Annotated in this window: 23 protein-coding genes and 2 tRNA genes; 9 read left to right on the forward strand and 16 right to left on the reverse strand. The window is 70.4% G+C overall.

Annotated features, from left to right (window positions below):
• Positions 1-19: 19 nt before the first annotated feature.
• The 10 genes from VF825_RS08185 to dnaN all read right to left on the reverse strand — a co-directional run bounded on the left by VF825_RS08185 (position 20) and on the right by dnaN (position 10,308).
• Positions 20-92 (reverse strand) — tRNA-Ala (locus VF825_RS08185).
• Positions 93-136: 44 nt separating this feature from the next.
• The gene (locus tag VF825_RS08190; RefSeq protein WP_331112041.1) at positions 137-262 is read right to left on the reverse strand and encodes a DLW-39 family protein; all 126 of its coding nucleotides are present in this window, start codon (positions 260-262) and stop codon (positions 137-139) included.
• Positions 263-295: 33 nt separating this feature from the next.
• A tRNA-Ile gene (locus VF825_RS08195) sits at positions 296-372 on the reverse strand.
• Positions 373-741: 369 nt separating this feature from the next.
• Entirely contained in the window at positions 742-1,296 is a 555-nt protein-coding gene (locus VF825_RS08200; protein ID WP_331112043.1) for a DUF3566 domain-containing protein, read from the reverse strand.
• The gene (gene gyrA / locus VF825_RS08205) at positions 1,293-3,878 is read right to left on the reverse strand and encodes a DNA gyrase subunit A (RefSeq protein WP_414695804.1); all 2,586 of its coding nucleotides are present in this window, start codon (positions 3,876-3,878) and stop codon (positions 1,293-1,295) included. Before gyrA ends, VF825_RS08200 begins: the two co-directional genes overlap by 4 nt.
• 154 nt (positions 3,879-4,032) lie before the next feature.
• Positions 4,033-6,096, reverse strand: coding sequence for a DNA topoisomerase (ATP-hydrolyzing) subunit B (gyrB, locus tag VF825_RS08210; RefSeq protein WP_414695802.1), 2,064 nt, complete (start codon positions 6,094-6,096; stop codon positions 4,033-4,035).
• Positions 6,097-6,394: 298 nt separating this feature from the next.
• The gene (locus tag VF825_RS08215) at positions 6,395-6,955 is read right to left on the reverse strand and encodes a DUF721 domain-containing protein (protein WP_331112045.1); all 561 of its coding nucleotides are present in this window, start codon (positions 6,953-6,955) and stop codon (positions 6,395-6,397) included.
• Positions 6,945-8,141 carry a DNA replication/repair protein RecF gene (recF, locus tag VF825_RS08220; RefSeq protein ID WP_331112047.1) on the reverse strand — a complete coding sequence of 399 codons (1,197 nt, stop codon included), beginning with the start codon at positions 8,139-8,141 and terminating at the stop codon, positions 6,945-6,947. Before recF ends, VF825_RS08215 begins: the two co-directional genes overlap by 11 nt.
• Before the next feature lie 29 nt (positions 8,142-8,170).
• Positions 8,171-9,088, reverse strand: coding sequence for a phosphogluconate dehydrogenase (NAD(+)-dependent, decarboxylating) (gene gnd, locus VF825_RS08225; RefSeq protein ID WP_331112049.1), 918 nt, complete (start codon positions 9,086-9,088; stop codon positions 8,171-8,173).
• Positions 9,089-9,174: 86 nt separating this feature from the next.
• The gene (gene dnaN, locus VF825_RS08230) at positions 9,175-10,308 is read right to left on the reverse strand and encodes a DNA polymerase III subunit beta (protein ID WP_331112051.1); all 1,134 of its coding nucleotides are present in this window, start codon (positions 10,306-10,308) and stop codon (positions 9,175-9,177) included.
• 606 nt (positions 10,309-10,914) lie between these two features.
• On the opposite strand from dnaN, the gene VF825_RS08235 reads away from it, so the two are divergent.
• Positions 10,915-11,682, forward strand: coding sequence for a response regulator transcription factor (locus VF825_RS08235; protein WP_331112053.1), 768 nt, complete (start codon positions 10,915-10,917; stop codon positions 11,680-11,682).
• Positions 11,683-11,687: 5 nt separating this feature from the next.
• Here the strand turns inward: VF825_RS08235 and VF825_RS08240 are convergent, their stop codons facing one another.
• From VF825_RS08240 to dnaA, 4 genes are all read right to left on the reverse strand, one after another.
• On the reverse strand, positions 11,688-12,137 hold the full coding sequence (locus tag VF825_RS08240; protein ID WP_331112055.1) for a hypothetical protein: 450 nt from the start codon (positions 12,135-12,137) through the stop codon (positions 11,688-11,690).
• 28 nt (positions 12,138-12,165) lie between these two features.
• The gene (locus VF825_RS08245; RefSeq protein WP_331112057.1) at positions 12,166-13,164 is read right to left on the reverse strand and encodes a signal peptidase I; all 999 of its coding nucleotides are present in this window, start codon (positions 13,162-13,164) and stop codon (positions 12,166-12,168) included.
• 100 nt (positions 13,165-13,264) lie between these two features.
• Positions 13,265-13,882: a TasA family protein gene (locus VF825_RS08250; protein ID WP_331112059.1), complete on the reverse strand. Its 618-nt coding sequence runs from the start codon at positions 13,880-13,882 to the stop codon at positions 13,265-13,267.
• Between the two features lie 255 nt (positions 13,883-14,137).
• Positions 14,138-15,595 carry a chromosomal replication initiator protein DnaA gene (gene dnaA, locus VF825_RS08255; protein ID WP_331112061.1) on the reverse strand — a complete coding sequence of 486 codons (1,458 nt, stop codon included), beginning with the start codon at positions 15,593-15,595 and terminating at the stop codon, positions 14,138-14,140.
• Between the two features lie 453 nt (positions 15,596-16,048).
• Here dnaA and rpmH point away from each other — a divergent pair, with 453 nt between their 5' ends.
• From rpmH to VF825_RS08295, 8 genes are all read left to right on the forward strand, one after another.
• Positions 16,049-16,186: a 50S ribosomal protein L34 gene (gene rpmH, locus VF825_RS08260; protein WP_013885212.1), complete on the forward strand. Its 138-nt coding sequence runs from the start codon at positions 16,049-16,051 to the stop codon at positions 16,184-16,186.
• Positions 16,187-16,196: 10 nt separating this feature from the next.
• On the forward strand, positions 16,197-16,553 hold the full coding sequence (rnpA, locus tag VF825_RS08265; RefSeq protein WP_331112078.1) for a ribonuclease P protein component: 357 nt from the start codon (positions 16,197-16,199) through the stop codon (positions 16,551-16,553).
• A 1-nt stretch (position 16,554) separates the two neighbouring features.
• On the forward strand, positions 16,555-16,824 hold the full coding sequence (gene yidD, locus VF825_RS08270; protein ID WP_331112080.1) for a membrane protein insertion efficiency factor YidD: 270 nt from the start codon (positions 16,555-16,557) through the stop codon (positions 16,822-16,824).
• An 86-nt stretch (positions 16,825-16,910) separates the two neighbouring features.
• Entirely contained in the window at positions 16,911-17,933 is a 1,023-nt protein-coding gene (yidC, locus tag VF825_RS08275) for a membrane protein insertase YidC (protein WP_331112082.1), read from the forward strand.
• 114 nt (positions 17,934-18,047) lie between these two features.
• Positions 18,048-18,581, forward strand: coding sequence for a protein jag (locus tag VF825_RS08280; RefSeq protein ID WP_331112084.1), 534 nt, complete (start codon positions 18,048-18,050; stop codon positions 18,579-18,581).
• An 86-nt stretch (positions 18,582-18,667) separates the two neighbouring features.
• The gene (gene rsmG, locus VF825_RS08285; protein ID WP_331112086.1) at positions 18,668-19,375 is read left to right on the forward strand and encodes a 16S rRNA (guanine(527)-N(7))-methyltransferase RsmG; all 708 of its coding nucleotides are present in this window, start codon (positions 18,668-18,670) and stop codon (positions 19,373-19,375) included.
• 231 nt (positions 19,376-19,606) lie between these two features.
• The gene (locus tag VF825_RS08290; RefSeq protein ID WP_331112089.1) at positions 19,607-20,593 is read left to right on the forward strand and encodes an AAA family ATPase; all 987 of its coding nucleotides are present in this window, start codon (positions 19,607-19,609) and stop codon (positions 20,591-20,593) included.
• Positions 20,594-20,664: 71 nt separating this feature from the next.
• Complete coding sequence (locus VF825_RS08295; RefSeq protein WP_331112091.1) at positions 20,665-21,822, forward strand: ParB/RepB/Spo0J family partition protein; 1,158 nt, start codon at positions 20,665-20,667, stop codon at positions 21,820-21,822.
• 77 nt (positions 21,823-21,899) lie between these two features.
• Here VF825_RS08295 and VF825_RS08300 read toward each other — a convergent pair whose 3' ends face one another.
• A complete protein-coding gene (locus tag VF825_RS08300) occupies positions 21,900-22,841 on the reverse strand; it encodes a D-alanine--D-alanine ligase (protein ID WP_331112093.1) in 942 nt (313 codons plus the stop codon).
• Positions 22,842-22,925: 84 nt separating this feature from the next.
• Positions 22,926-24,170, reverse strand: a complete 1,245-nt coding sequence (locus VF825_RS08305) for a PLP-dependent aminotransferase family protein (protein WP_331112114.1) — start codon at positions 24,168-24,170, stop codon at positions 22,926-22,928.
• Positions 24,171-24,304 lie beyond the last annotated feature (134 nt).

Below are 24,304 nucleotides of genomic sequence, written 5' to 3' on the forward strand. Positions count from 1 at the left end.
AAGGGCCTCTGTCCTGGGGTGGAGGCGAGGGGACTCGAACCCCTAACCCCCTGCTTGCAAAGCAGGTGCGCTACCAATTGCGCCACGCCCCCGAGGGGTTCTCTTCAGTTGTGGATGAGCCTGTGGAAAAGCCTGTTCACAACTTCCCGGGCTGGTCCGTCGCCTCGGCCCACAGCTCCTGCTCGGCCTTCTGGGCCTTGAGCTTCTTCTGGATCGCCAGGGCACCGAAGACCGTGGCCACCAGCACCAGGAACTTCTTCATGAGCCGACTCCTCCAGCGGGACCGGGGATGTGATGGTGGGCCTAACAGGACTTGAACCTGTGGCCTCTTCCTTATCAGGGAAGCGCTCTAACCGACTGAGCTATAGGCCCCTACTCATCCACACTGCAGGCTCGGCGGGACTCCGCCGGGGCCTTGCGACGCCCGAGATTACCCCACCGGCCCCGCCGCGACCAAAACGGATCCCACCCACGCGCCCCACCCACCGACGAACCCGATGGTGGCGGCGATGGTGGTGGCAGACGTGCCGTGATCACGCCACTCCGGCCGCCATCCCCCGCGCCACGACAGCCTGTGGATAACCCCGCCGCGCGGACCGCCCCGGACGGCACCCGGCAGCCGCCCAGGACCTCCGCCGCGGCCCACGACCTCCCCCAACCACCAACGGCCGGTATGCCGTGCGCACGGGTCCGTGCGCGGCATACCGGCCGTCGTGGTGAGGGTGCGGTGAGGACGCCGCCTCAGTCGTCGGTGAGGGTGAGCTGGAGCCCACCCACGAGCGCCGAGCAGACGTTGTAGAGGAACGCGCCCAGCGTGGCGATCGCGGTCATCAGCACCACGTCGATGACGCCGATGACGATCGACAGGGAGACCACCCGGCCGAAGCCGATGTAGTCCATCAGGTCGAACTTCGTGCCGCCGCTGGTGCCGAGGACGCTCTCCACGGTGCGGTTGACGTCGGCGAAGACGCCCATGCCCGACAGGATCAGCCACAGGACCGCCATGAGCACGACGCCGGCGATCCCGACGGCGACCGACAGCAGGAACGACATCTTCATGACCGACCAGGGGTCGACGCGCGAGACGGTGAGCTTGACCCGACGTGCAGCGGCGGGCCGCGGCGCGCCGGTCCCGGTCGCCGGGGCACCCGCCGGGCGGGAGCCGCCCGGCAGCGCCGAGGTGCTCATGCCCTCGGTCGGCCGGTCAGCCGACCGCTCGGCCGGGCGGTTCGGCGATCCCGCCGGCTTGCTCGCGTCGGGCCGCGTCGCCGCGCCGGACTGACCTGCGGTGCTCACTCCTGACCTCCTGTGTCGCCGTCCACGTCGTCACCCGACGTTACGGCATCGGGAGCCGGGCTGCCCTCGTCCGCGCCGGACATCTCGACATCCGTCGCGCTCTCCTTGACCGCGGCACCGACCACGGTCCCGGGTGCTGCTGCCTCCACGGCGTCGGCGACCTCCTCGACCTCGGCCTCGCTGGCGCGCTCGGCGTTGCGGGCCACCGCCACGATGGCGTCACCCTTGTCGGGGGTTGCGAACTTCACACCCTGGGTGTTGCGCCGGGTGCGGTGCACCTCGTCGACGCGGGAGCGGACGATCTTGCCCTTCTCCATGACGACCATGACCTCGTCGTCCTCGTCCACGGTCAGCGCGCCGACCAGGTCGCCGCCACGCTCGGAGATCTTGGCGACCAGCACGCCGAGGGTGGCGCGGCCCTTGACGGGGTAGTCCGAGGCGGGCGTGCGCTTGGCCAGGCCGTTCTCGAAGACCACGAAGACGTCCGGGTCGGTGCCCTCCTCGATGACGCTCATCGACAGCAGGTGGTCGCCGTCGCGGAACTTCATGCCGGTGACGCCGCTGGTGGGTCGGCCCATCGGCCGCAGCGCCTCGTCGCTGGCGTGGAAGCGGACCGACTGGCCCTTGACCGACACCAGCAGCAGGTCGTCCACCGCCGAGGCGACCCCGGCACCGACGAGCTCGTCGCCGTCGCGCAGGTTGACCGCGATGAGGCCGCCGGAGCGGTTGGAGTCGTACTCCGACAGGCGCGTCTTCTTCACCAGGCCGTTGCGGGTGGCCAGCACCAGGTAGGGGTCGCTGGTGTAGTCGCGCAGGTCCAGGACCTGGGCGATCTGCTCCCCGGGCTGGAAGGCCATGAGGTTGGCCACGTGCTGGCCCTTGGACTCACGGCCGCCCTCGGGCAGCTCGTAGGCCTTGGCCCGGTAGACCCGGCCCAGGTTGGTGAAGAACAGCAGCCAGTGGTGCGTCGTCGTGGTGAAGAAGTGCTCCACGATGTCGTCGCCACGCAGCGTCGCGCCGCGCACGCCCTTGCCGCCGCGCTTCTGCGAGCGGTAGAGGTCGACCTTGGTCCGCTTGGCGTAGCCGCCCCGGGTGATCGTGACGACCACGTCCTCCTCGGGGATGAGGTCCTCCATCGACATGTCGCCGTCGAAGGGCACGACCTTGGTGCGCCGCTCGTCGCCGTACTTGTCGACGATCTCGGTCAGCTCCTCGCTGACGATGTCGCGCTGGCGCTGCGGGGAGTCCAGGATCGCCTTGAACTCGGCGATCATCGCCTCGAGCTCGTTGTGGCGGTCGATGAGCTTCTGCCGCTCGAGGGCGGCGAGGCGGCGCAGCTGCATGTTGAGGATCGCCATGGCCTGCAGCTCGTCGATGCCGAGCAGCTCGATCAGGCCGTCGCGGGCGGTCTCGACCGTCTGCGAGGCGCGGATCAGGGCAATGACCTCGTCGAGGGCGTCCAGGGCCTTGAGCAGGCCGCGCAGGATGTGCGCCTCCTCCTCGGCCTTGCGCAGCCGGAAGGTCGTGCGCCGCACGATGACGTCCATCTGGTGGTCCACCCAGTGCCGGATGAACGCGTCCAGCGGCAGGGTGCGCGGCACCCCGTCGACCAGGGCCAGCATGTTGGCGCCGAACGTCGTCTGCAGCTGGGTGTGCTTGTAGAGGTTGTTCAGCACGACCTTGGCGACGGCGTCGCGCTTGAGCACGATGACCAGGCGCTGACCGGTGCGGCCGGAGGTCTCGTCGCGGATGTCGGCGATGCCGGCCAGGCGGCCGTCCTTGACCAGCTCGGCGATCTTCTCGGCGAGGGTGTCGGGGTTGACCTGGTAGGGCAGCTCGGTGACCACCAGGCACTGGCGGCTCTGGATCTCCTCGACCTCGACCACCGAGCGCATGACGATCGAGCCGCGGCCGGTGCGGTAGGCCTCCTCGATCCCCTTCCGGCCCATGATCAGCGCGCCGGTGGGGAAGTCCGGACCCTGGATCGTGGTCAGCAGGTGGTTGAGCAGCTCCTCGCGCGAGGCCTCGGCGTTGCGCAGGTACCACTGCACGCCCTCGGCGACCTCGCGCAGGTTGTGCGGCGGGATCTGCGTGGCCATGCCGACCGCGATACCGGCGGAGCCGTTGACCAGCAGGTTCGGGAACCGGCTGGGCAGGACCTCCGGCTCCAGCGTCTTGCCGTCGTAGTTGGGCTTGAAGTCGACCGTCTCCTGGTCGATGTCGCGCACCATCTCCATGGACAGCGGCGCCATCCGGCACTCGGTGTACCGCGGCGCGGCGGCCGGGTCGTTGCCGGGGGACCCGAAGTTGCCCTGGCCGTCGACGAGCGGGTAGCGCAGCGACCAGTCCTGCACCAGGCGCACGAGGGCGTCGTAGATCGCCGTGTCGCCGTGCGGGTGGTACTGACCCATGACGTCGCCGACGACGCGGCTGCACTTGTTGTAGCCACGGTCGGGCCGGTAGCCCCCGTCGTACATCGCGTAGAGCACGCGGCGGTGCACCGGCTTCAGGCCGTCGCGGACGTCCGGCAGCGCGCGGCTCACGATGACGCTCATGGCGTACTCGATGTAGCTGCGCTGCATCTCCAGGTTGAGATCGACCGGTTCGGTCCGGTCGGTCTCGAAAGTCGGCGGCTGCTCAGTCACAGTCCAAATCCCTTATCTGTCATGGCAGTTCAAAGACGGTGGGTATGACGTGTGGTCGCCGGCGGCACGTTGCGCCGCCGGCGGTGCCGCGTCAGATGTCGAGGAAGCGCACGTCCCTGGCGTTGCGCTGGATGAAGCCGCGCCGGCTCTCGACGTCCTCGCCCATGAGGATCGCGAAGATCTCGTCGGCGGCGGCGGCGTCATCGAGGGTGACCTGGAGCAGGACCCGGTGGTCGGGGTCCATCGTGGTCTCCCACAGCTCGTTGTAGTCCATCTCGCCCAGACCCTTGTAGCGCTGGATGCCGTTGTCCTTGGGCAGGCGCCAGCCCTGGGACTGGCCGGCGGCGACCATGGCGTCGCGCTCCCGGTCGGAGTAGGCGAACTCGTGGGCGTGGTTGCTCCACTTCAGGCGGTACAGCGGCGGCTGGGCGAGGTAGACGTAGCCGGCCTCGATCAGCGGGCGCATGAAGCGGAACAGCAGCGTCAGCAGCAGCGTGCGGATGTGCATGCCGTCGACGTCGGCGTCGGCCATGAGCACGATCTTGTGGTAGCGCGCCTTGGTGATGTCGAAGTCCTCGCCGATGCCGGTGCCGAAGCCGGAGATCAGCGCCTGGACCTCGTTGTTGGCGAGCACCTTGTCGATGCGGGCCTTCTCGACGTTGAGGATCTTGCCGCGGATCGGCAGGATCGCCTGGGTCTGCGGGTTGCGCCCGCGCACCGCCGAGCCACCGGCGGAGTCACCCTCGACGATGAACACCTCGGAGATCGTCGGGTCGTTGCTCTGGCAGTCGCGCAGCTTGCCGGGCAGGCCGCCGGACTCCAGCAGGCCCTTGCGTCGCGTAGCCTCGCGGGCCTTGCGCGCCGCCATCCGCGCCGCTGCGGCCTGGATCGACTTGCGGACGATGTCCTTGCCCTCGCCCGGGTGGGCCTCCAGCCAGTGGCCGAACTCGTCGGTCATGGCGCGCTGCACGAAGCCCTTGACCTCGGAGTTGCCGAGCTTGGTCTTGGTCTGGCCCTCGAACTGCGGCTCGCCGAGCTTGACCGAGACGACCGCGGTCAGGCCCTCGCGGACGTCGTCGCCGGTGAGGTTGTCGTCCTTGTCCTTGAGGAGGTTCTGCTTGCGGGCGAAGTCGTTGATGAGCTTGGTCATCGCCGCCCGGAACCCCTCCTCGTGGGTGCCGCCCTCGTGGGTGTTGATGTTGTTGGCGTAGGTGTGGACCGACTCGGAGTAGGCCGTCGTCCACTGCATCGCGAGCTCGAGGGAGAGCATCCGCTCCTGGTCCTCGACCTCGATGGAGATGACCTCGGGGTGCACCGGCTCGGAGCGCTTGGAGGAGTTGAGGTGGGTGACGTAGTCGATCAGGCCGCCGTCGTAGCGGTAGGAGACCGTGCGGGCCTTGGGCTCCTCGGAGGCGCTGCCCTCGTCGAGCTCCTCGGCCTCGACCGCGGTGGCCGCCTGCGGCCGCTCGTCTGTGAGGGTGATGGTCAGGCCCTTGTTGAGGAACGCCGTCTGCTGGAAGCGGGCCCGGATGGTCTCGAAGTCGTAGGTCGTGGACTCGAAGACGTCCTCGCTGGGCCAGAACGTGATGGTGGTGCCGGTCTCGTCGGTCTCCTCCATCTTCTCCAGCGGCGCGTCCGGCACGCCGTTGGAGAAGGACATCCGCCAGGCGTGGCCGAGCTGGCGTACCTCGGCGTCGAGCCGGCTCGACAGCGCGTTGACGACCGAGGACCCGACGCCGTGGAGACCACCGGAGACCTTGTAGCCGCCGCCGCCGAACTTGCCGCCGGCGTGCAGCTGGGTGAGGACGAGCTCGACGGTCGAGACGCCGTACTGCTCGTTCGGGCCGGTGGGGATGCCACGGCCGTTGTCGCGCACGCGGACGCCGCCATCGGCTAGCAGGGTGACGTCGATCCGGTCGGCCTTGCCTGCCAGGGCCTCGTCCACGGAGTTGTCGACGATCTCCCACACCAGGTGGTGCAGGCCGCGCTCACCGGTGGAGCCGATGTACATGCCGGGGCGCTTGCGCACGGCCTCGAGCCCCTCGAGCACGGTGATCGCGCTGGCGTCGTAGGCGGGTGAGGCCAGCGGCACGGGCGCGAGCTCGAGGTCCGGGGTGGGGTCGTTCGGCAGGTTGTCGGGGCTGACCTCGGACACAGTGCTCCTTCGTGGCAGTCAGACGCAGGCCCGGCGCCGCAGGGGCAGGCGCGGGCACGGGAAGCGGCCCGCGACGCAGACGGGTGACCGGAAATCTCCCGGTCGTGACCTGCGGTCGCGACAGCCGCCGATTGCTGACCATTCTACCGGTCGATGACGACAAACCCCCGCCCAGGAGGCCCGGAGAGGCCCATGTCGGCCGAAAAAACCCCGGTTTCCTACTCCCCCCACGCGCCCGGCCCCGTCAGGGCGCGAGAACGGGCGTCCAGCAGCGGTCGCCCGACGACCACGCACCGGCTCAGCCGTAGGTGTCCCGCGGCCCCGGACCCTGGGCCCGGCGGGGCCCGCGGGACCAGCTCGGTGCGCTCGGACCGAGCACCTGCAGCCCGGTCACCGAACCGGCGCCGACCTCGGACTCCAGCCGGGTCAGCAGCGAGGAGGACATCAGCCGCATCTGCGTGGCCCAGGCCGTGGAGTCCGCCCGCACGGTGAGCACGCCGTCCTCGAAGGTCACCGGCGTGACGTGCCCCGCGACGTCCGGCCCGACGATGGCGGACCAGCGACCCATGACCGAGCCGACGGCGACGTCGACGTTCCATCCGCGGTCCAGCAGCAGCCGCTCCATCTGGTCCCCGAGCAGGGCGGGGTCGCGGTAGCCGTCGCGGTTGTCCCGGGTGGCCCGCTGCCGCCGGGCGTCCCGGTCCCGGCGGGCCGGCGCGCGCCCCGGCCGCAGCCCCTTGGCACGAGCGGCCTCGCGGGCCCTGGCCAGCGCGGAGGCCGCCGCGGTGTCGGGGGCGTCCGCGGCGGTGTCCTCGGCCTCCGCCTCAGGCGCGCGCTCGGGTTGCTCCTCAGGGGACACGGGCGACCTCACCCAACGAGACGTGATACGTGCTGCCGGCCAGCGACGCCGGCACGTCCTGGGCCACCGCGGCGGTGATCAGCACCTGCTCGCAGTCGGCGACCAGCGCGGCGAGTCGCTCGCGCCGTCCGGCGTCGAGCTCGGCGAAGACGTCGTCGAGGATCAGCACCGGGTCCTGGCCGAGGTCGTGCCGCAACAGCTGGTATGCCGCGAGCCGCAGTCCCAGCGCGAACGACCACGACTCGCCGTGGCTGGCGTAGCCCTTGGCCGGCAGCTGGCCCAGGGTGAGCAGCACGTCGTCGCGGTGCGGGCCGACCAGGGAGACCCCGCGCTCGACTTCCTGGGGTCGGGCCTCGGCGAGGGCAGCGAGCAGCTCCTCGTGCAGCTCCTCCAGCGTGGGCACGGTGCCGGCGGCGATCACCGCGGCCATCGGCTCGCGCACCGAGGACTTGTAGGAGACCCGCGCGTCCGACTGCCCCGCGCTGACCTCGTCGTAGGCCTTGGACAGATAGGGGCCGAGGTCGTGCAGCAGCCGCAGCCGCGCGTAGAGCAGTGAGGCGCCGACCCGTGCGAGCTGGCCGTTCCACACGTCCAGGGTGTGCAGCGCATTGGCGCGGGCGTCCTCGACCGGCTCGTCGCCGGGGCGCGGCCGACGCCCGGATCCCTTGCGCAGCACCGGTGCTGCCGACTTCAGCAGGGCGTTGCGCTGCTTGAGCACCTTGTCGTAGTCCGCACGGACGCCGGCCCACCGGGGTTGGCGGGCGACCAGCAGCTCGTCGAGGAACCGGCGCCGCTCGGAGGGGTCGCCCTTGACCAGGGCGAGGTCCTCAGGGGCGAAGAGCACCGTGCGCAGCGTCCCCAGCACGTCCCGGGGGCGCGGCACCGGCGACCGGTTGAGCCGCGCCCGGTTGGCCCGCCCCGGGGTGATCTCGAGCTCGACCATCGTCTCGCGCCCCTCGCGCACGACGGCGCCGCGGATCACGGCCTGGCTCGCGCCGAACCGGACCAGCGGCGCGTCGGTGGCCACCCGGTGGCTGCCCAGGGTCGCGAGGTAGCCCACCGCCTCGACCAGGTTGGTCTTGCCCTGACCGTTGAGCCCGACCAGCGTGGTGACGCCGGGGGACAGCGGCAGCTCGGCCGCCGCGTAGCTGCGGAAGTCGGCGACGGACAGGTGGCGCAGGTGCACGGAGGCGACCCCGGGACGGCCGGCCGGCGTCAGTCGGTCGAGCCGGAGCCCGAGCTCGGACCGGCGTCAGCGGCGCGGGTGGCGTGGCCGCCGAACTGGTTGCGCAGCGCGGAGACGGCCTTCATCGCGGGGGAGTCGTCCTGGCGCGAGGCGAAGCGGGCGAACAGCGCCGCGGAGATGACCGGCATCGGCACCGCGTTGGCGATGCCCTCCTCGACGGTCCAGCGCCCCTCGCCGGAGTCCTCGGTGTAGCCGCTGATCTTCGCCAGGCCGGGGTCCTCCTCGAGGGCCTTGACGAGCAGGTCCAGCAGCCAGGAGCGGACGACGGTGCCGCGGGTCCACGCCTTGAAGCTGCCGTGCACGTCGGTGACGATGTCCTTGGCGGCGAGCAGCTCGTAGCCCTCGGCGTAGGCCTGCATCAGGCCGTACTCGATGCCGTTGTGCACCATCTTGGCGTAGTGGCCCGCGCCGACGGCGCCGGCGTGGACGAAGCCCTCCTCGCGCGGGCCCTCGGGGCGCAGCGCGTCGAAGATCGGCATGGCGCGCTCGACGTGGTCTGCGTCGCCGCCGACCATGAGGCCATAGCCGTTGTCCAGGCCCCACACGCCTCCACTGACGCCGCAGTCGAGGTAGCCAATTCCCTTGGCGGCCAACGTCTCTGCGTTGACGGCGTCGTCGGTGAAGCGGCTGTTGCCGCCGTCGATCACCAGGTCACCCTCCTCGAGGACCTCCCCGAGCTCGGCCACCGTCGCGCGCGTCGGCTCACCGGCCGGCACCATCACCCAGACCGTGCGCGGCGCGGGCAGCGCCTCGGCCAGGGCCTTGAGGCTGTCGACGTCGCTGACCTCGGGGTTGCGGTCGAAACCGACCACCTCGTGCCCGGCGCGGCGGATGCGCTCGCGCATGTTGCCGCCCATCTTGCCGAGGCCGATGAGTCCGAGGTGCATGGCTTACCCCTTCGAGGTGTGTGGAGACGTTGCGTCGGGGCCGCCGATGGGCAGGCCCCAAGGGGTCAGGCTACGTCCCGGCCGCCTCAGCTGGCGAAGCGGACCGGCATGAGCACGTAGCGGTACGACTCGTCCGGCTCGCCGTCGAGCTTGTCCTGCCCGGACAGCACCGCCGGCCGGCTCGCCTGGGTGAAGGAGAGCCGCGAGTATGCCGTGCCGACGACACCGAGGCCGTCGAGCAGGAACTGCGGGTTGAACGCGATCTCGATGTCCGGGCCGGTCAGCGCGCACTCGATCGCCTCGCTGGCCTGGGCGTCGTCGCCGGTGCCGGCCTCGATGGCGAGCTGGCCGTCGCTGAACCGGAGCCGGACGGGGGTGTTGCGCTCGGCGACGAGCGAGACGCGCTTGACGGCCTCGACCAGCGCCGCGGTCTCGACGACGGCCTCGGTGTCGACCGTGGTCGGGAAGATCGAGGTGACCTTGGGGTACTCACCGTCCAGGAGCCGGGTGGTGGTGCGGCGCTGGCCTGCCTCGAAGCCGATGAGGCCCTCGCCGGCGGCGGCCGTGCCGAACGCGATCTCGATCGAGCCCGAGGCACCGAGCGCCTTGGCCGTGTCGGAGAGCGTGCGGGCCGGCACCAGCGCGACGTGGTGGGCGTCGGTGCGCTCGGGGTTCCACTGCAGCTCGCGCATCGCGAGGCGGTAGCGGTCAGTGGCCAGCAGCGTCACCCGGTCACCCTCGATCTCGACGCGGACGCCGGTGAGGATCGGCAGGGTGTCACCGCGGTCGGCGGCGATGCTCACCTGCGCGACGGCCTGGGTGAAGGCGTCACCGGGGATGGTGCCGCTCGGGGCGGGGGAAGTCGGCAGCGTCGGGTAGTCGTCGGCCGGCATCATCAGCAGGCTGAAGCGGCTGGACCCACAGGTCACCTGGACCTTGTTGCCCTCGGTGCTGACCTCGATCGGACGGGGCGGCAGGTTGCGGGAGATGTCGGCGAGCAGGCGGCCGAGCACCAGGACCGTGCCGGGCTCGGAGACCTCGGCCGGGACGGTGACCCGCGCGGAGACCTCGTAGTCGAAGGCCGACAGCGTGAGGGTGCCCTCCGCGCTGGCCTCGAGGAGCACGCCGGCGAGGACCGGGACCGGAGGGCGTGTCGGCAGACCACGCGCCGCCCACGTGACCGCCTCGGCGAGAACGTCGCGCTCGACCCTGAACTTCACCAGTACCCGCCCTTTCGCAGACCAACGACTCACAAGAGTGCGTGCTGACACTAGTGCCCGCCACCGACTTGGGAAAACCAAGTCCTGCAGTTCGTGAACCCACAGCCGTGCACAGGGTTCGTACTCGGGGCGGGATGAGTGGATGGGATGTCTCATCACTGTCATAGGGGCTGTGGACAGTGTGGACAGCAGGCAACCGGGCTGGTCACCGCCGCGCCGGCCGTGTGCAGGACCTGTGGACGCGGTTCGGGGACAACCAGGCCGGCCTGTGGACGGAAAATCCGTGTCCACAGGCTCTCCACCGACCGCTCCATGCTGTCCACAGGCACGGGAGGCGCGTGCACCGGTTGTCCACCGGCCTGTCCACATGTGTGTGGGCGTGGGGAGGGGCTCGGGTTATCCACAGGCTTGTGCACATGTGTGGACTAGAACTACGTCATTTGTGCGAGACGACGGGTCACAGTGAGGTCACGCCCACCGCACAAGGTGTGGAGAACCCTGTGGACGAGGCGTCGGCCGGAAGGTCCACGAAATTCGTCCGAAAATGTCTAGCATGGGCACCCAGATGACCGCGGTTGGCGCGAACGGGGGTGCAGGGTGGACACGGTGGCCGGTACCGCGGTGGTGATCGAGGACGACGAGGACATCCGGGCCCTGGTCCAGGCCGTGCTCGAGCAGCGGGGCCTGCAGGTCATCTCCGCCTCGTCCGGTGCCGAGGGGCTCGAGCTGGTCCGCCGGCGCCAACCCGTCCTCGTGACGCTGGACCTCGGCCTGCCTGACATCGACGGCTTCGAGGTGTGTCGCCGGATCCGGTCGATCAGCGACGCCTACGTCATCATGCTCTCGGCCCGTGCCGATGAGGTGGACCAGCTGGTCGGCCTGGAGATCGGTGCGGACGACTACATCACCAAGCCGTTCAGCCCGCGTGACCTGCGTGCCCGGGTCGGAGCCATGCTGCGGCGCCCGCGCGGTGGTGTCCCCGCTGTGGGGCGTGCCGCCGCCGAGGCGACCGCCTCCGACGCGCCCGCGACGACAGCTGGTGAGTCGTCCTCGGCCGAGCCCGTCGACCGGCTCACCGTTGACCCCGAGAGCCGCGTCGCCGTGCTCGACGGCGAGGAGCTGACCCTCACGCGCACCGAGTTCGACCTGCTCGCCGCCCTGTTCGGGCAGCCGCGGCGGGTCTGGACCCGGGAGGCACTGCTGCGCACCGTGTGGAAGACCGAGTGGGTCAAGGACACCCACCTCGTCGAGGTCCACGTCGGCAACCTGCGCCGCAAGCTGGGTGACGAGGAGTGGATCCGCACCGTCTGGGGAGTCGGCTACCGCTTCGGCCAGCCCGACCTTGCCGAGCTGGCGGCACGCCGCAACACCTGACCTGCTCAGCAGGGCCGGGAGGCGGACGCCGAGACGGTCGCCGCCCACCTGGTCGAGCTGGTGACCGCCACGGTGATGGTGGCCGTGTGGGGACTGGTGGACGTGGTGACGTTCTGGCTGTAAGTGCTCGTCGTCCCGCCCGTCTGGGTGTAGACACCTGACCCGTCAAGCGTGATCGACACGGTGTACGCATTGAGGAACGTTGCCGTCGAGCTGGTCGTGACGCCCATGCTCGGCGCCGACCACGTCGCCGCCAGCTTCGCCTTTCCGCTACCGCCGTTGCAGGTGAGGGAGACGGTCGGCGTGGGCAGCACGATGCTGTTGGTCGACTCCTGGTGGCCGGCGCTGGTCGACGCCCGGAAGGCGCCGAAGGCCCCCGTCGCCCCCAGCAGCACCAGCACGACACCTGCACACGCACCGGCGACCAGCCGGCGAGCGAGGGGGGTGGTGCTCATCGTCGGTCCTCCGGGGATCGGGTGTGGGTCAGGCGGGTTCGGCAGCCAGGTGGTCCCGGACGGCTCGCGCCGACGCCGGGGCGAGCCGCCTCAGGTCGGCGAAGGCGGTTCGCGCCACGGCGAGGTCCTCCTCGAGCAGGGCGCTCTCCAGGGTGCGGGCGGCCGAGGCGAAGCCGGTCAGCCCGATCATCGAGCCGGTGACCTGCATGCTGAGCGCGCACTCGCGTGCGGCCGAGAACTGACCCTTGTCGAGGGCGAGCTCCACGCGGTCCAGCCGTGGCTGCAGCAGGTCGCTCCAGCGGGTCAGGAAGTCCCGGGCGCCGACCGGGTCACCGAGCTCGTCCTCGAGCCGGGCCGTGACCGTCTCGTCGAGGGTCCCCGCGGGCGCTCCGGCGTCCGCCACCCGTTCCCCGGACGAGTCGCGGCGCCAGATGCCGGCCAGGACCAGCAGGGCCAGCGCCGCCGGTCCGACGTAGAGGAACACCGTGCGCAGCACGGGTCCCTGCAGGGGGCGGATCACCGAGCCGAGGTGTGGCACGACGGCGACCACCCGCCATACCTGCCGGTCGGTGATGACGGCGGTCCACGGGTCTCGCCCGGGGTTGTGGTCTCCCTTGGTGCGGATCCGGACGCCGCCGTCGGCCTGGAGCTGGACCGAGACGACCCGGTGGCTGACGACGCGGTGGTCGGCGATGGGGATCCGGTAGGTGATGACCTGCCCGACGGCGAGCTGGCCGACCGGCTCGGGGACGGCAACGGTGACGTCACCCGGGTTGATGCCGGGGGCCATGCTGCCGGTGAGCATCGTCATCGTCCGGTAGCCGAGCACGTGCGGGCCGATGGCCAGGCCGGCGAAGAGCGTGATGACGAGGATGAGGACGAGGTTGCCGAGGAGGCGGACCGCCCGGCGCGCGGCGCGGTGGGGGCGTCCGGCGCACGCCGGGGCGGCCCGCTGGGGGGCTGTCCCGACCGACGAGGCGTGGGCGCGCATCCGGGCGAGGGACCGGGGGCGGGTCCTGAGTCGCATCGGATGCCTTCCTTCCGTGTCTCGTCCGGGGTGGTCGGTCCAGCAGGTGTGGGCGTGGTGCCCGCCGCAGGGGGGATTCGCGGGCACCACGCGTCCGGGGTCAGCGGTCGGTGGCCGTCCGCTGGAGCGCGTCGAAGGCGAACCCGATGACGCTGGACTTGTTCTGGAACGTGTTGTCGGCGGTGCCGGGGAAGGACAGCGTGACCTTGAGGTTGTCGCTGGCTCCGGACGCCAGGGAGGACAGGTTGGACAGCGCCATGGTCGTGCCGATGACGGCCCGGCTGGCCAGCACGGCCTTGGTGGTGCCGCTGCACGTGTAGGTGTAGGCGGGGGAGGTGCCGGCCTCGGTCCACGGGACCGAGCAGGAGTCGATCTTCAGCTGCAGGCCGTTGGTGACGTCGGTGTCGAGCAGGCTCGAGGTGGTGGCCGCCGTCGTCAGCGTGACGCCGGCCAGGCCCTGAGAGCCGGTGTTGTTCAGTTTGACCACGCGCTGGACGGTGTCACCCGGCACCAGGCCGGTCGCCGCGACGGAGAGGCGGTTGTCGGTGCCGTCGGCGGCCAGCCCGATCACCACGGTGCCGGTGCTGGCGCTCTCGTTGGCGCTCGTCGTGGAGGTGAAGGAGCCGAACGTGCCGAGGCCGGCGATCGTCGCGGCCGCCCCGAGGACGACGGTGGAGGCGAGGACCTTCCCGCCGGTGCTGGTGAGGCTGAGTCGCATTGCTGTCTCCGACCTGCTCAGTGAGGGGCGTGCCCTCCGGGACCGTGTTGTCCCGACACCGAGAACACTGGCGACCGGATCTCAAGCGCCTGGCAGGCAAACCCGCAAGGACCCCCCAAGACCCGCGGTCAGCCCTCAAGGAACCCTCAAGGAGCCCGTATGCCGGGTTCAGCCGCCGCAGGCCCTCACTCCCTGACGGCGCCCGGGACGCACGAAAGGCCCTCCGGGGAGGGCCTTTCGGGTGGGGCAGCGGGGTCAGCGCGACTGGGAGCGGATCCGGTTGGTCAGCTCGGTGACCTGGTTGTAGATCGACCGGCGCTCGGCCATCAGCTCGCGGATCTTCTTGTCCGCGTGCATGACCGTGGTGTGGTCCCGGCCGCCGAACTGCTGGCCGATCTTGGGCAGGGACAGCTCGGTGAGCTCACGACACAGGTACATCGCGATCTGCCGGGCGTTGACCAGCACCCGGGAGCGGGAGGTGCTGCACAGGTCCTCGATGGTCAGCCCGAAGTAGGCGGCTGTCTGGGCCATGATCGTGGCCGAGGTGATCTGGCTGCCCTGGTCGTTGGGGATGAGGTCCTTGAGCACGATCTCGGCGAGGCCGAGGTCGACCATCTGGCGGTTGAGGCTGGCGAAGGCGGTGACCCGGATGAGGGCGCCCTCGAGCTCGCGGATGTTGGTCGAGATCTTGCTGGCGATGAACTCGAGCACGTCGTCCGGGGCGTTCATCCGCTCCTGGATGGCCTTCTTGCGCAGGATCGCGATGCGGGTCTCGAGGTCGGGCGGCTGCACATCGGTCAGCAGGCCCCATTCGAACCGGCTGCGCATGCGCTCCTCGAAGCCGGCGAGCAGCTTGGGGGGCAGGTCGCTGGTGATGACCACCTGCTTGTTGGCGTTGTGCAGGGTGTTGAACGTGTGGAAGAACTCCTCCTGGGTCTGGACCTTGCCCTGGAGGAACTGGATGTCGTCGATCAGCAGCACGTCGACCTCGCGGTAGCGGCTCTGGAAAGCCGAGGCCTTGTCGTCGCGGATGCTGTTGATGAAGTCGTTGGTGAACTCCTCGGAGTTCACGTAGCGCACCCGCACGTGCGGGTAGAGGTTGCGTGCGTAGTGCCCAATGGCGTGCAGCAGGTGGGTCTTGCCCAGCCCGGACTCGCCGTAGACGAACAGCGGGTTGTACGCCTTGGCCGGGGCCTCTGCCACCGCGACGGCGGCCGCGTGCGCGAACCGGTTGCTCGCCCCGATGACGAAGGTGTCGAAGGTGTACTTCGGGTTCAGCCGCGCCGCGTCGATCTCGGCCTGCTCGCGCTCCTGCGCGCTGCGCTGGCGACCAGGCCCGGACGAGCCGCGCGGCGGGGCGAAGGGCAGCGACACGCCGCCGGAGGGGAGCTCGTCGACGACGTCGTCGTCGTGCTCGTCCTCGAGCGGGGCCTCCGCCGGGACCTCGGCGAGCTGCGGGTCGACCGTGACCGCGATCCGGATCTCGCGACCGAGCTGGTCCGACAGCGCCTGGGAGACCTGCTCCCGGGCCTTGGTCTCGACGATGTCCTTGGTGAAGTCGTTGGGGACGGCCAGGAGGGCGGTCTGGTCGAGCAGGCCGACGAACTTGGCCAGGCGGAGGAACGCGCGCTGCTGGGCGGTGATCCCTGCGGCATCCAGGGCGATGAGGGTGTCCTGCCAGACGTGCCCGAAGTCGACATGCGCGTCGGTCACGTGAGTCCGTCCCTGTGGTGAGATGCCTGATTCGTCCCGGTTGGGAGTCCCCCGATGATAGTCCGTCCACACCTTTGTCCACAGTCTGTGAATATCGGTATGGGGCCGGCGCGAGGCGCGACGCTAACAAGGCGGCGAAGGCAGCAGCAAGCCGAATGGGAAAATCGTGGTGCGATCTTCGCCCGCGTCTGGACTTCCCCCGGCGTGTCGCCTTGTCGGCGGACCTGAGCGTGCTCACCTGGGCTGGTTTCCCTGCCGCCGAGGGCCCCGGTGGCGTACGCTCTGCTGGTTTGACCCTCGGTGGACCACTCCCGTACCGTGGACGCGGCCGTGTATGTCGGCCGTTTTCGCATGCCCGTGACCCTGACAGGACCGCGCGGGCTTCCGATTGCGGCTGATCACCGCAGTCATCCACCCGATCAGACCATCGTCTGTGCAGCAACGGAGAGTCTCGTGAGCAAGCGCACCTTCCAGCCGAACAACCGCCGCCGGGCCAAGACCCACGGCTTCCGCCTGCGGATGCGCACCCGCGCCGGCCGCGCCATCTTGGCCGCCCGTCGCCGCAAGGGCCGTTCCGAGCTGTCCGCCTGAGGCCCGGGGCGTGCTGCCGGCGCGTCATCGGCTGCGTGAGAGCGCCGATTTCAGCGTCGCGGTGCGCGGGCCCCGAGCGGGCACCCGACTCATCGTGGTGCATGCCAACACAACCGACGCGCGAGCGGGTCTCCCGCCGCGGGTCGGTTTTGTTGTGTCCAAGGCTGTCGGCGGAGCGGTCGTGCGCAACCGGACCAAGCGCGTGCTGCGCCACCTGATGACCGCTCGCACCGCCCTGCTGCCGGAGGGCGCCGACCTCGTGGTCCGGGCCAACCCGGCCGCTGCCGGCGCCGACGCTGCCGCGCTGGGCGCCGACCTGGACCGGGTGCTGCCCACGGTGCTGCGCCGCCTGAAGGCACGGGCCTGACGTGGGCCCCGTCGGCCGGGCGATCGCCCGCCCCGCGATCTGGCTCATCCGGGGCTACCAGCTCCTGCTCTCCCCGATGCACCCGCCGACCTGCCGCTTCTACCCCTCCTGCTCGGCGTACGCCGTGACCGCGCTCGAGCGTTTCGGACTGTTCCGCGGCGGCTGGCTCGCGGTGCGGCGGCTGCTGCGCTGCCACCCGTGGAACCCCGGCGGGGTCGACCACGTTCCGCAGGACGTGCCGTCCGGCACGCCCCGGCCACGACACCCTTGACCATCTGCGCGTGGTGACAGGCCGGGATACGGCCGACTCCCACCGCCACCCGTGCGAGCCGAGGCTCGCTGCACACAGAGGAACTCATGGACACCTTGCTCGCCCCCCTCGAGATCGCCGTCGCATGGATCATGTACGGCTTCCACCAGGGACTGAGCGCCATCGGGCTGCCCCCTGACTCCGGGTGGACCTGGGCCCTGTCGATCGTGGGGCTGACGATCCTGATTCGGATCATCCTGATCCCGCTGTTCGTCAAGCAGATCCACGCCTCGCGCCGGATGCAGCTCATCCAGCCCGAGATGCAGAAGATCCAGAAGAAGTACAAGGGCAAGACCGACCCTGAGTCCCGCCAGGCGATGACCCAGGAGACGATGGAGCTGTACAAGCGCACGGGCACCAACCCGTTCAGCTCGTGCCTGCCGATCCTGCTGCAGTCCCCGATCTTCTTCGCGCTGTTCCGGGTGCTCAACAACCTCAGCGCCATCGCGCACGGCACGCACGCGCCGATCGGCCCGATCACCCAGCCGGTCGCCGCCCAGGCGGAGTCCTCCACCATCCTCGGTGCCTCCCTGTCGGACAAGTTCGTCGGCGCGCACAGCACGAGCACGCAGATCCTCACCGTGGTGCTCATCGTGCTGATGTCGATCACCACCTTCACCACGCAGCGCCAGCTGATGATGAAGAACATGCCGGCGACGGCCATGGACAACCCGTTCGCCAAGCAGCAGAAGGTGCTGCTCTACGTGATGCCGCTGTTCTTCGCGATCTCCGGTGTCAACTTCCCGATCGGTGTCCTGCTGTACTGGCTCACCACCAACCTGTGGTCGATGGGTCAGCAGTTCTACGTCATCCGCCGCATGCCGGCCCCCGGGTCGCCCGCCGAGAAGGCCCTCGAGGAGCGGCGCCTCAAGAAGGGCCAGGAGCACAAGCGGTTCACCATCCCCGGGCTCCACAGCGAGACCCCCGTGGCCGAGCCCGCAGTGGAGCCGGAGAAGCCCCGGACCGGCCAGCGCCAGCAGCCCAAACGCAAGGGCCGCCAGAAGCCGAGCGCGCCGCCGCAGGGCGACGCCAAGGCCCCGGAGGCCTCGGTCGCCGAGCGGGACGTCTGACCTCCCGGGGCCACGCGCCTCGACCCGCGGGCCGGCTCCGAGCCGCCGGCCTCGCCGCCTTGATCTGACCCACCCGGGGACCATGACCCCCGATGCAGCGCAGGAGCACACACGATGACCGAGCAGCAGGAAGCCCAGGCGACGTCCGACCTCGCCGCACCCGCCACGGAGACCGACCGCGTCAAGCAGCTCGAGCGGGAGGGGGAGGTCGCAGCCGACTTCCTCGAGCGCCTGCTCGACATCGCCGACCTCGACGGTGACATCGACGTGGACGTCGACGGCGACCGTGCTGCGGTGGCCATCGTCGACTCCGACGAGGGCCGCGTCCCTCGCCGGCTGGTCGGGCAGGACGGCAAGGTCCTGGACGCCCTCCAGGAGCTGACCCGGCTGGCCGTCCAGGCGCAGACAGGGGAGCGCAGCCGGCTCATGCTCGACGTCGCCGGTTTCCGCGCCGACCGCCGGGCCACGCTGGTGTCGGTGGCCCGCGACGCGATCGCCGAGGTCCGCAGCTCCGGTGAGCGCAAGGCGCTCGAGTCCATGACGGCGTTCGAGCGCAAGGTCGTGCACGACGAGGTGGTGGCCGCCGGCCTGACCTCGGAGTCCGAGGGCGCCGAGCCGAACCGGCACGTCGTGATCCTTCCCGCCTGACCGGAGCAATCCGGCTCAGGCCGACCAGCCCCGGTGCCCCGTTTCACGTGAAACGGGGCACCACGTCTTTCCAGAGAGGTTCGTTCGTGAGCACCCCGACCCCGCCTGCGACCCCGGCCGTCGCGGCCCAGGTCTTCGGAGACCGGCTGCCCCAGGCGGAGGTGTTCACGGCTCTCCTGTCCGACAGCGGGGTCTCGCACGGCTTGGTCGGCCCCCGCGAGGTGCCGCGGCTCTGGGAGCGGCACGTGCTCAACTGCGCGGTGGTCCAGGAAGCCATCCCGGCGGGGGTGCGGCTGATCGACGTCGGCTCCGGCGCCGGACTGCCTGGGCTCGCCCTGGCCATCGCCCGCCCCGACCTGGAGGTGCACCTCGTCGAGCCGATGCTGCGCCGGACCACCTGGCTTGGCGACGCGGTGCAGGCCATCGGCCTGGACAACGTCACCGTCCACCGGGGCCGTGCGGAGCAGTTCTGGGGCGTTCTGGCGGCACCAGTGGTGACGGCCCGGGCTGTGGCCCGGCTCGCGGAGCTCGGTCGGTGGTGCCTGCCCCTGCTCGAGCCGGAGGGCACCCTGCTGGCCCTCAAGGGGGAGAGCGCACCGGAGGAGCTCGCCGAGGACCAAGCCGCCCTCCGAGCGTCCGGGGCCATCTCGGAAGAGGTGCGCTACTACGGTGCGGGCGTGCTTGAACCCCTCACGACGGTGGTCCACGTACGGATCGGCGCCACGGTTCCCCGTGGTGACGCCGGCGCAGGCAGCAAGACCGCTGTCCGACGCAAGAACCGACGCCGTCGTTGACCGTGTCGCGGTGGCTGCCTGACAGCGGCATGCGGTTGGATGGGGTCAACGGCTGCCACTGGGCGGCCGTTGACGAGGAAGCGGTGACAGGTGAGCACGTCGGAGATGACCCGTTCCGGTCTGGGGTGGCCCGACGGGGAACGCGAGCCCGACGAGAGCCACGGCTTGGGGTGGCCTTCCTCCCACCCCGTTTCACGTGAAACAGAACCTGAGAGCCCGGTGACCACACCCATGCCTGCCCCTTCCGATGCGCGAGTCCCCGTTTCACGTGAAACGGACCCGGATACCGACGCGCGGGCCGCCCTCGCTGAGGCGATCCCGGTTGTCGACGTGGACACCCCCCTGGCCCACCAGGTCGCGATCGATGCGCGGCGGAGGATCTCGCTGGCGGGGAAGAAGTTCCCCAAGCCGTCCACCACACGGGTCATGACGGTGTCCAACCAGAAGGGCGGCGTCGGCAAGACCACCACCACCGTCAACATCGCGGCCGCTCTGGCCCAGGCCGGCCTCCGGGTCCTCGTCATCGACATCGACCCGCAGGGCAACGCGAGCACGGCGCTGGGCATCGACCACCACGCCGAGGTCGACAGCGTCTACGACGCCCTGGTCGACAGCACGCCGCTGGCCGACGTCGTGCAGCCGTGCCCCGACGTGAAGAACCTCTTCTGCGCCCCCGCGACCATCGACCTCGCCGGCGCGGAGATCGAGCTCGTCTCGCTCGTCGCGCGCGAGACCCGGCTGCAGAAGTCGATCCGCGCCTACATCGACTCCGCCGAGGAGCGGGGCGAGGAGCGGCTCGACTACGTGCTCATCGACTGCCCGCCCAGCCTGGGTCTGCTCACCGTCAACGCCTTCGTCGCGGCCGACGAGGTGTTCATCCCGATCCAGTGCGAGTACTACGCGCTGGAGGGCCTGTCCCAGCTCCTCAAGAACATCGAGCTGATCAAGAGCCACCTCAACCCGGGCCTGCATGTGTCGACCATCCTGCTCACCATGTATGACGGGCGCACCCGGCTGTCCGCCCAGGTCGCCGACGAGGTGCGTGAGCACTTCCCGCAGCAGACCCTCAAGACCACGGTGCCTCGCTCGGTCCGCATCTCCGAGGCTCCCAGCCACGGAGAGACGGTCATGACCTACGACCCGACGAGCAGCGGAGCACTGTCCTACCTCGAGGCCGCCGGCGAGCTGGCGGAACGCGGGGTCGCCGCCGCCCACTAGGGTGTCCCGGCAGCGTCACCGGAGCGGCGCCGCCGCTTCGTCTATGTGTTGTGGAGAGAGGTCTTGGTTCGATGAGTGAGAAGAGGCGCGCGTTGGGCCGTGGGCTGGGCGCGTTGATTCCCAGTACGCCGGCCGGCGACGGCAACCGCCCGGTGGACGTGTTCTTCAAGGACAACTCCGCCACGGCGACGATCACCATCGACGCCCCCCGGGACACCACCGCCGATGTCGGGGATGGTTTCACGGGAAACACTGATATCCCCGCGGCGGGCGACGAGGCCGCCACCTCGACCGAGGCGACCGCCGATGGTTTCACGGGAAACACCGCACCCGAGCCGGCTGTGACCGATGGCCTCGCCCCCGTGCCCGGCGCCCGCTTCGCCGAGCTGCCGGTCCGGTCCATCCGCCCCAACCCCAAGCAGCCGCGCCAGGTCTTCGACGAGGACGACATGGCCGAGCTGGTGCACAGCATCCGCGAGATCGGCGTGCTGCAGCCGGTGGTCGTCCGAGCCATCCCGGCGGAGGAGCAGGCCCTCGACGCGGAGACCGCACCCGAGGGCAGCGTCCTTCCCCAGTTCGAGCTCATCATGGGCGAGCGCCGCTGGCGGGCGACCCAGGAGGCCGGCCTCGAGACGATCCCGGCCATCGTCAAGGACACCAAGGACGACGACCTGCTCCGGGACGCGCTCCTGGAGAACCTGCACCGTAGCCAGCTCAACGCCCTGGAGGAGGCGGCGGCCTACCAGCAGCTGCTCGACGACTTCGGCTGCACGCACGACCAGCTCGCCGGGCGGATCGGCCGCTCGCGGCCGCAGATCTCGAACACGTTGCGCCTGCTCAAGCTCCCGCCGTTGGTAGCCCGCCGTGTTGCCGCCGGGGTGCTCAGTGCCGGGCATGCCCGGGCGCTCCTCGCGCTGTCCGACGCCGCGGCCATGGAGCGGCTCGCCCAGCGGATCGTGGCCGAGGGGCTCTCCGTCCGCAACGTCGAGGAGATCGTGGCCCTCGGGGGCGACGACGCACCGCGCCCGGCCCGCCGTCCCCGTGCCGGCAACCGTCACCCGCAGCTCGATGACCTCGCCGCCCGGCTCTCGGACCGGTTCGACACCCGCGTGTCCATCGCTCTGGGCCAGCGCAAGGGCAAGCTGACCGTCGAGTTCGCATCCATGGATGACCTCAACCGGATCATCGACCTGCTCGGGACGCAGCGGGAGGACGTCAGCGACAGCTGACGCAGGCCCCACACCGCGAGAGGGCGGACCCGGTCATCGGGTCCGCCCTCTCGCGTTTCACGTGGAACCAGCCGGCCTCAGTCGGACAGTGCACGCCGCACCAGGGCGGCGTACGTGGCGGCGGCATCGAGTCCCGCCGCCTCCAGGGCCATCGGCAGCAGTGAGGTCTCGGTCATCCCCGGCGAGCTGTTGGCCTCCAGGAACCAGGGCCGACCGGACTCGTCGACGATGAGGTCGACACGGGAGAGGTGGCGGTGGCCGAGCACCGCGTAGACGATGAGTGCCGCCTCGGCGGCCGCAGCGGATGCCTCGGGGGAGAGGCGCGCCGGGGTGAAGAACTCGGTCTCGCCCGCGGTGTAGCGCGCGTCGTAGGAGTAGACACCGCTGTCCGGCACGATCTCCACGGCCGGGAGAGTCTGGGGCTGGCCGTCGTGGTCCTCCACGATCGACACGGCGACCTCGGTCCCAGCGACAAAGCGCTCGATCAGTGCGATATCACCGTAGGCATAGGCTGCCACCATCGCCGACGGCAGCTCGGCCGCCGAGCGGACGATGGTCAGGCCCAGCGCCGAACCGCCGCGAGCCGGCTTGACGGCGAGGGGCAGACCGAGGGACTGCACGACGGCGTCCAGCACGCCAGTGCTGCCCAGCTCGCGAAACGTCGCGTGGGAGAGGGCGACGCCGGCGGGGGCGGCGACCCCGGCCTGCTCGACCAGCGCCTTGGCCACCGGCTTGTCCCACGTCAGCCGGCATGAGGGAGGACGTGCGCCGACATACCGGACGCCCAGCGTCTCCAGCACGTCACGAAGCGCTCCGTCCTCGCCGGTGGCGCCGTGCAGGACCGGCCAGACCACGTCGGGAGCCTGCCTGCGCAAGGTCTCCAGCAGCCCGGAGTCCACGTCGCGGACCTGGGCCTCGCAGCCGGCGCGACCGAGTGCCTCGGCCACCCGGCGCCCCGAGCGCAAGGAGACGTCTCGTTCGTGGCTCAGGCCACCGGCCAGGACGAGCACGTGGCTCATGCAGGGGTCCTCACAGTCAGGGGAGCGGGGGTGGGCATCGACGGTTGGCAATGCCAAGAGCACGGCCGTATATCACCGGGCGCATCAGGAGAGATCGGGCGAGGGGAACTGCACCCGCGCCGCGGACGTGTCCGAGGTGACCGACGCGTCATACGGACCGAAGGTCTCGAGGAGCTCGAGCTCGGCCTGGACGACGCCGGCGAAGCGGCGCACACCCTCCCGGATCCGGTCCGGGTCGGGGTAGCAGTAGGAGAGCCGGACGTGCTGGTGCCCGGTGCCGTCGGCGAAGAACGCGGTGCCCGGCACGTAGGCGACGCGCTCGGTGACGGCCCGCGGCAGCATGGCCTTGGCGTTGACTCCCTCGGGCAGGGTCAGCCAGACATAGAACCCGCCGTCGGGGTGGGTCCAGTGCGCCCGCGGGAGCTGGGCACCGAGGGCGTCCACCATCGCGTCACGACGCTCGCGGTAGAGCTCGCGGTAGACCTTGATCTGGGCGCGCCAGTCGCTGGTGGCCAGGTAGGTCGACACCGTCATCTGCGCGTAGGCCGAGGGGCAGAGGATCGCCGACTCGCTGGCGAGGACGAGCTTCTCGCGGATCGCGTGCGGGGCCAGCGCCCAGCCGACCCGCAGGCCGGGCGCGAAGGTCTTGGAGAAGGAGCCGAGGTAGACGACGCCCTCCTCGGAGGCGGCACGCATTGCCGGGTAGGGCTCTCGCTCGAAGCCGAGCAGGCCGTAGGGGTTGTCCTCGAGCACGAGGATGCCGTGTCGCTGGCAGATGTCGAGCACCTGCGGGCGGCGCTCCAGGGACAGGGTGACGCCGGCGGGGTTGTGGAAGTTCGGCACGGAGTAGAGGAACTTGATGCGCCGGCCCTGTGACTTCAGCGCCTGGATCGTCTCCTCGAGGGCCTGCGGCACCAGCCCGTCGTCGTCGCTGGCGACGTGGACCACGTCCGCCTGGTAGGCGGAGAACACCCCCAGGGCGCCGACGTAGCTGGGTGCCTCGGCGAGCACGACGTCGCCGGGGTCGATGAAGATGCGTGTGACCAGGTCGAGGGCCTGCTGGGAGCCGGTCGTGACGACGATGTCGTCCGGGTGGGCCGAGATCCCCTCCAGGGCCATGACCTCCAGGATCTGCTCGCGCAGCCGGGGGTCGCCCTGGCCCGAGCCGTACTGCAGGGCGGTCAACCCCTCCGTGGCCAGCATCCGCTGCACCGTCTCGGCAACGGTGTCCATCGGCAGCGCCGACAGGTAGGGCATGCCGCCGGCGAGGGAGACGACCTCGGGCCGGGACGCGACCGCGAACAGGGCGCGGATCTCGGAAGCGGTCATCCCGGCAGTGCGCTGGGCGTACGACTGCTTCCAGGGGTCAAGGCGCGAACCCTGCTCGGTCACGTGTGGCCTCCTCACCGTGCGCGCGGAATGCGATCCTCAGGGCGGGACCAGACGGTATTCCGCGCCGTCCG

The organism is Oryzihumus sp., assembly GCF_036391795.1.
Classification (GTDB): Bacteria; Actinomycetota; Actinomycetes; order Actinomycetales; family Dermatophilaceae; genus Oryzihumus.

Excerpts from the sequence above, each read along its gene's own strand:
- VF825_RS08295 (WP_331112091.1), top strand. The coding sequence starts at position 20,665 with ATGAGTGAGAAGAGGCGCGCGTTGGGCCGTGGGCTGGGCGCGTTGATT.
- VF825_RS08190 (WP_331112041.1), bottom strand. The coding sequence starts at position 262 with ATGAAGAAGTTCCTGGTGCTGGTGGCCACGGTCTTCGGTGCCCTGGCG.
- VF825_RS08290 (WP_331112089.1), top strand. The coding sequence starts at position 19,607 with ATGCCTGCCCCTTCCGATGCGCGAGTCCCCGTTTCACGTGAAACGGAC.
- VF825_RS08280 (WP_331112084.1), top strand. The coding sequence starts at position 18,048 with ATGACCGAGCAGCAGGAAGCCCAGGCGACGTCCGACCTCGCCGCACCC.
- VF825_RS08250 (WP_331112059.1), bottom strand. The coding sequence starts at position 13,882 with ATGCGACTCAGCCTCACCAGCACCGGCGGGAAGGTCCTCGCCTCCACC.
- yidC (WP_331112082.1), top strand. The coding sequence starts at position 16,911 with ATGGACACCTTGCTCGCCCCCCTCGAGATCGCCGTCGCATGGATCATG.
- gyrA (WP_414695804.1), bottom strand. The coding sequence starts at position 3,878 with ATGCAGCGCAGCTACATCGAGTACGCCATGAGCGTCATCGTGAGCCGC.
- VF825_RS08240 (WP_331112055.1), bottom strand. The coding sequence starts at position 12,137 with ATGAGCACCACCCCCCTCGCTCGCCGGCTGGTCGCCGGTGCGTGTGCA.
- VF825_RS08305 (WP_331112114.1), bottom strand. The coding sequence starts at position 24,170 with ATGACCGCTTCCGAGATCCGCGCCCTGTTCGCGGTCGCGTCCCGGCCC.
- VF825_RS08245 (WP_331112057.1), bottom strand. The coding sequence starts at position 13,164 with ATGCGACTCAGGACCCGCCCCCGGTCCCTCGCCCGGATGCGCGCCCAC.
- VF825_RS08300 (WP_331112093.1), bottom strand. The coding sequence starts at position 22,841 with ATGAGCCACGTGCTCGTCCTGGCCGGTGGCCTGAGCCACGAACGAGAC.
- gnd (WP_331112049.1), bottom strand. The coding sequence starts at position 9,088 with ATGCACCTCGGACTCATCGGCCTCGGCAAGATGGGCGGCAACATGCGC.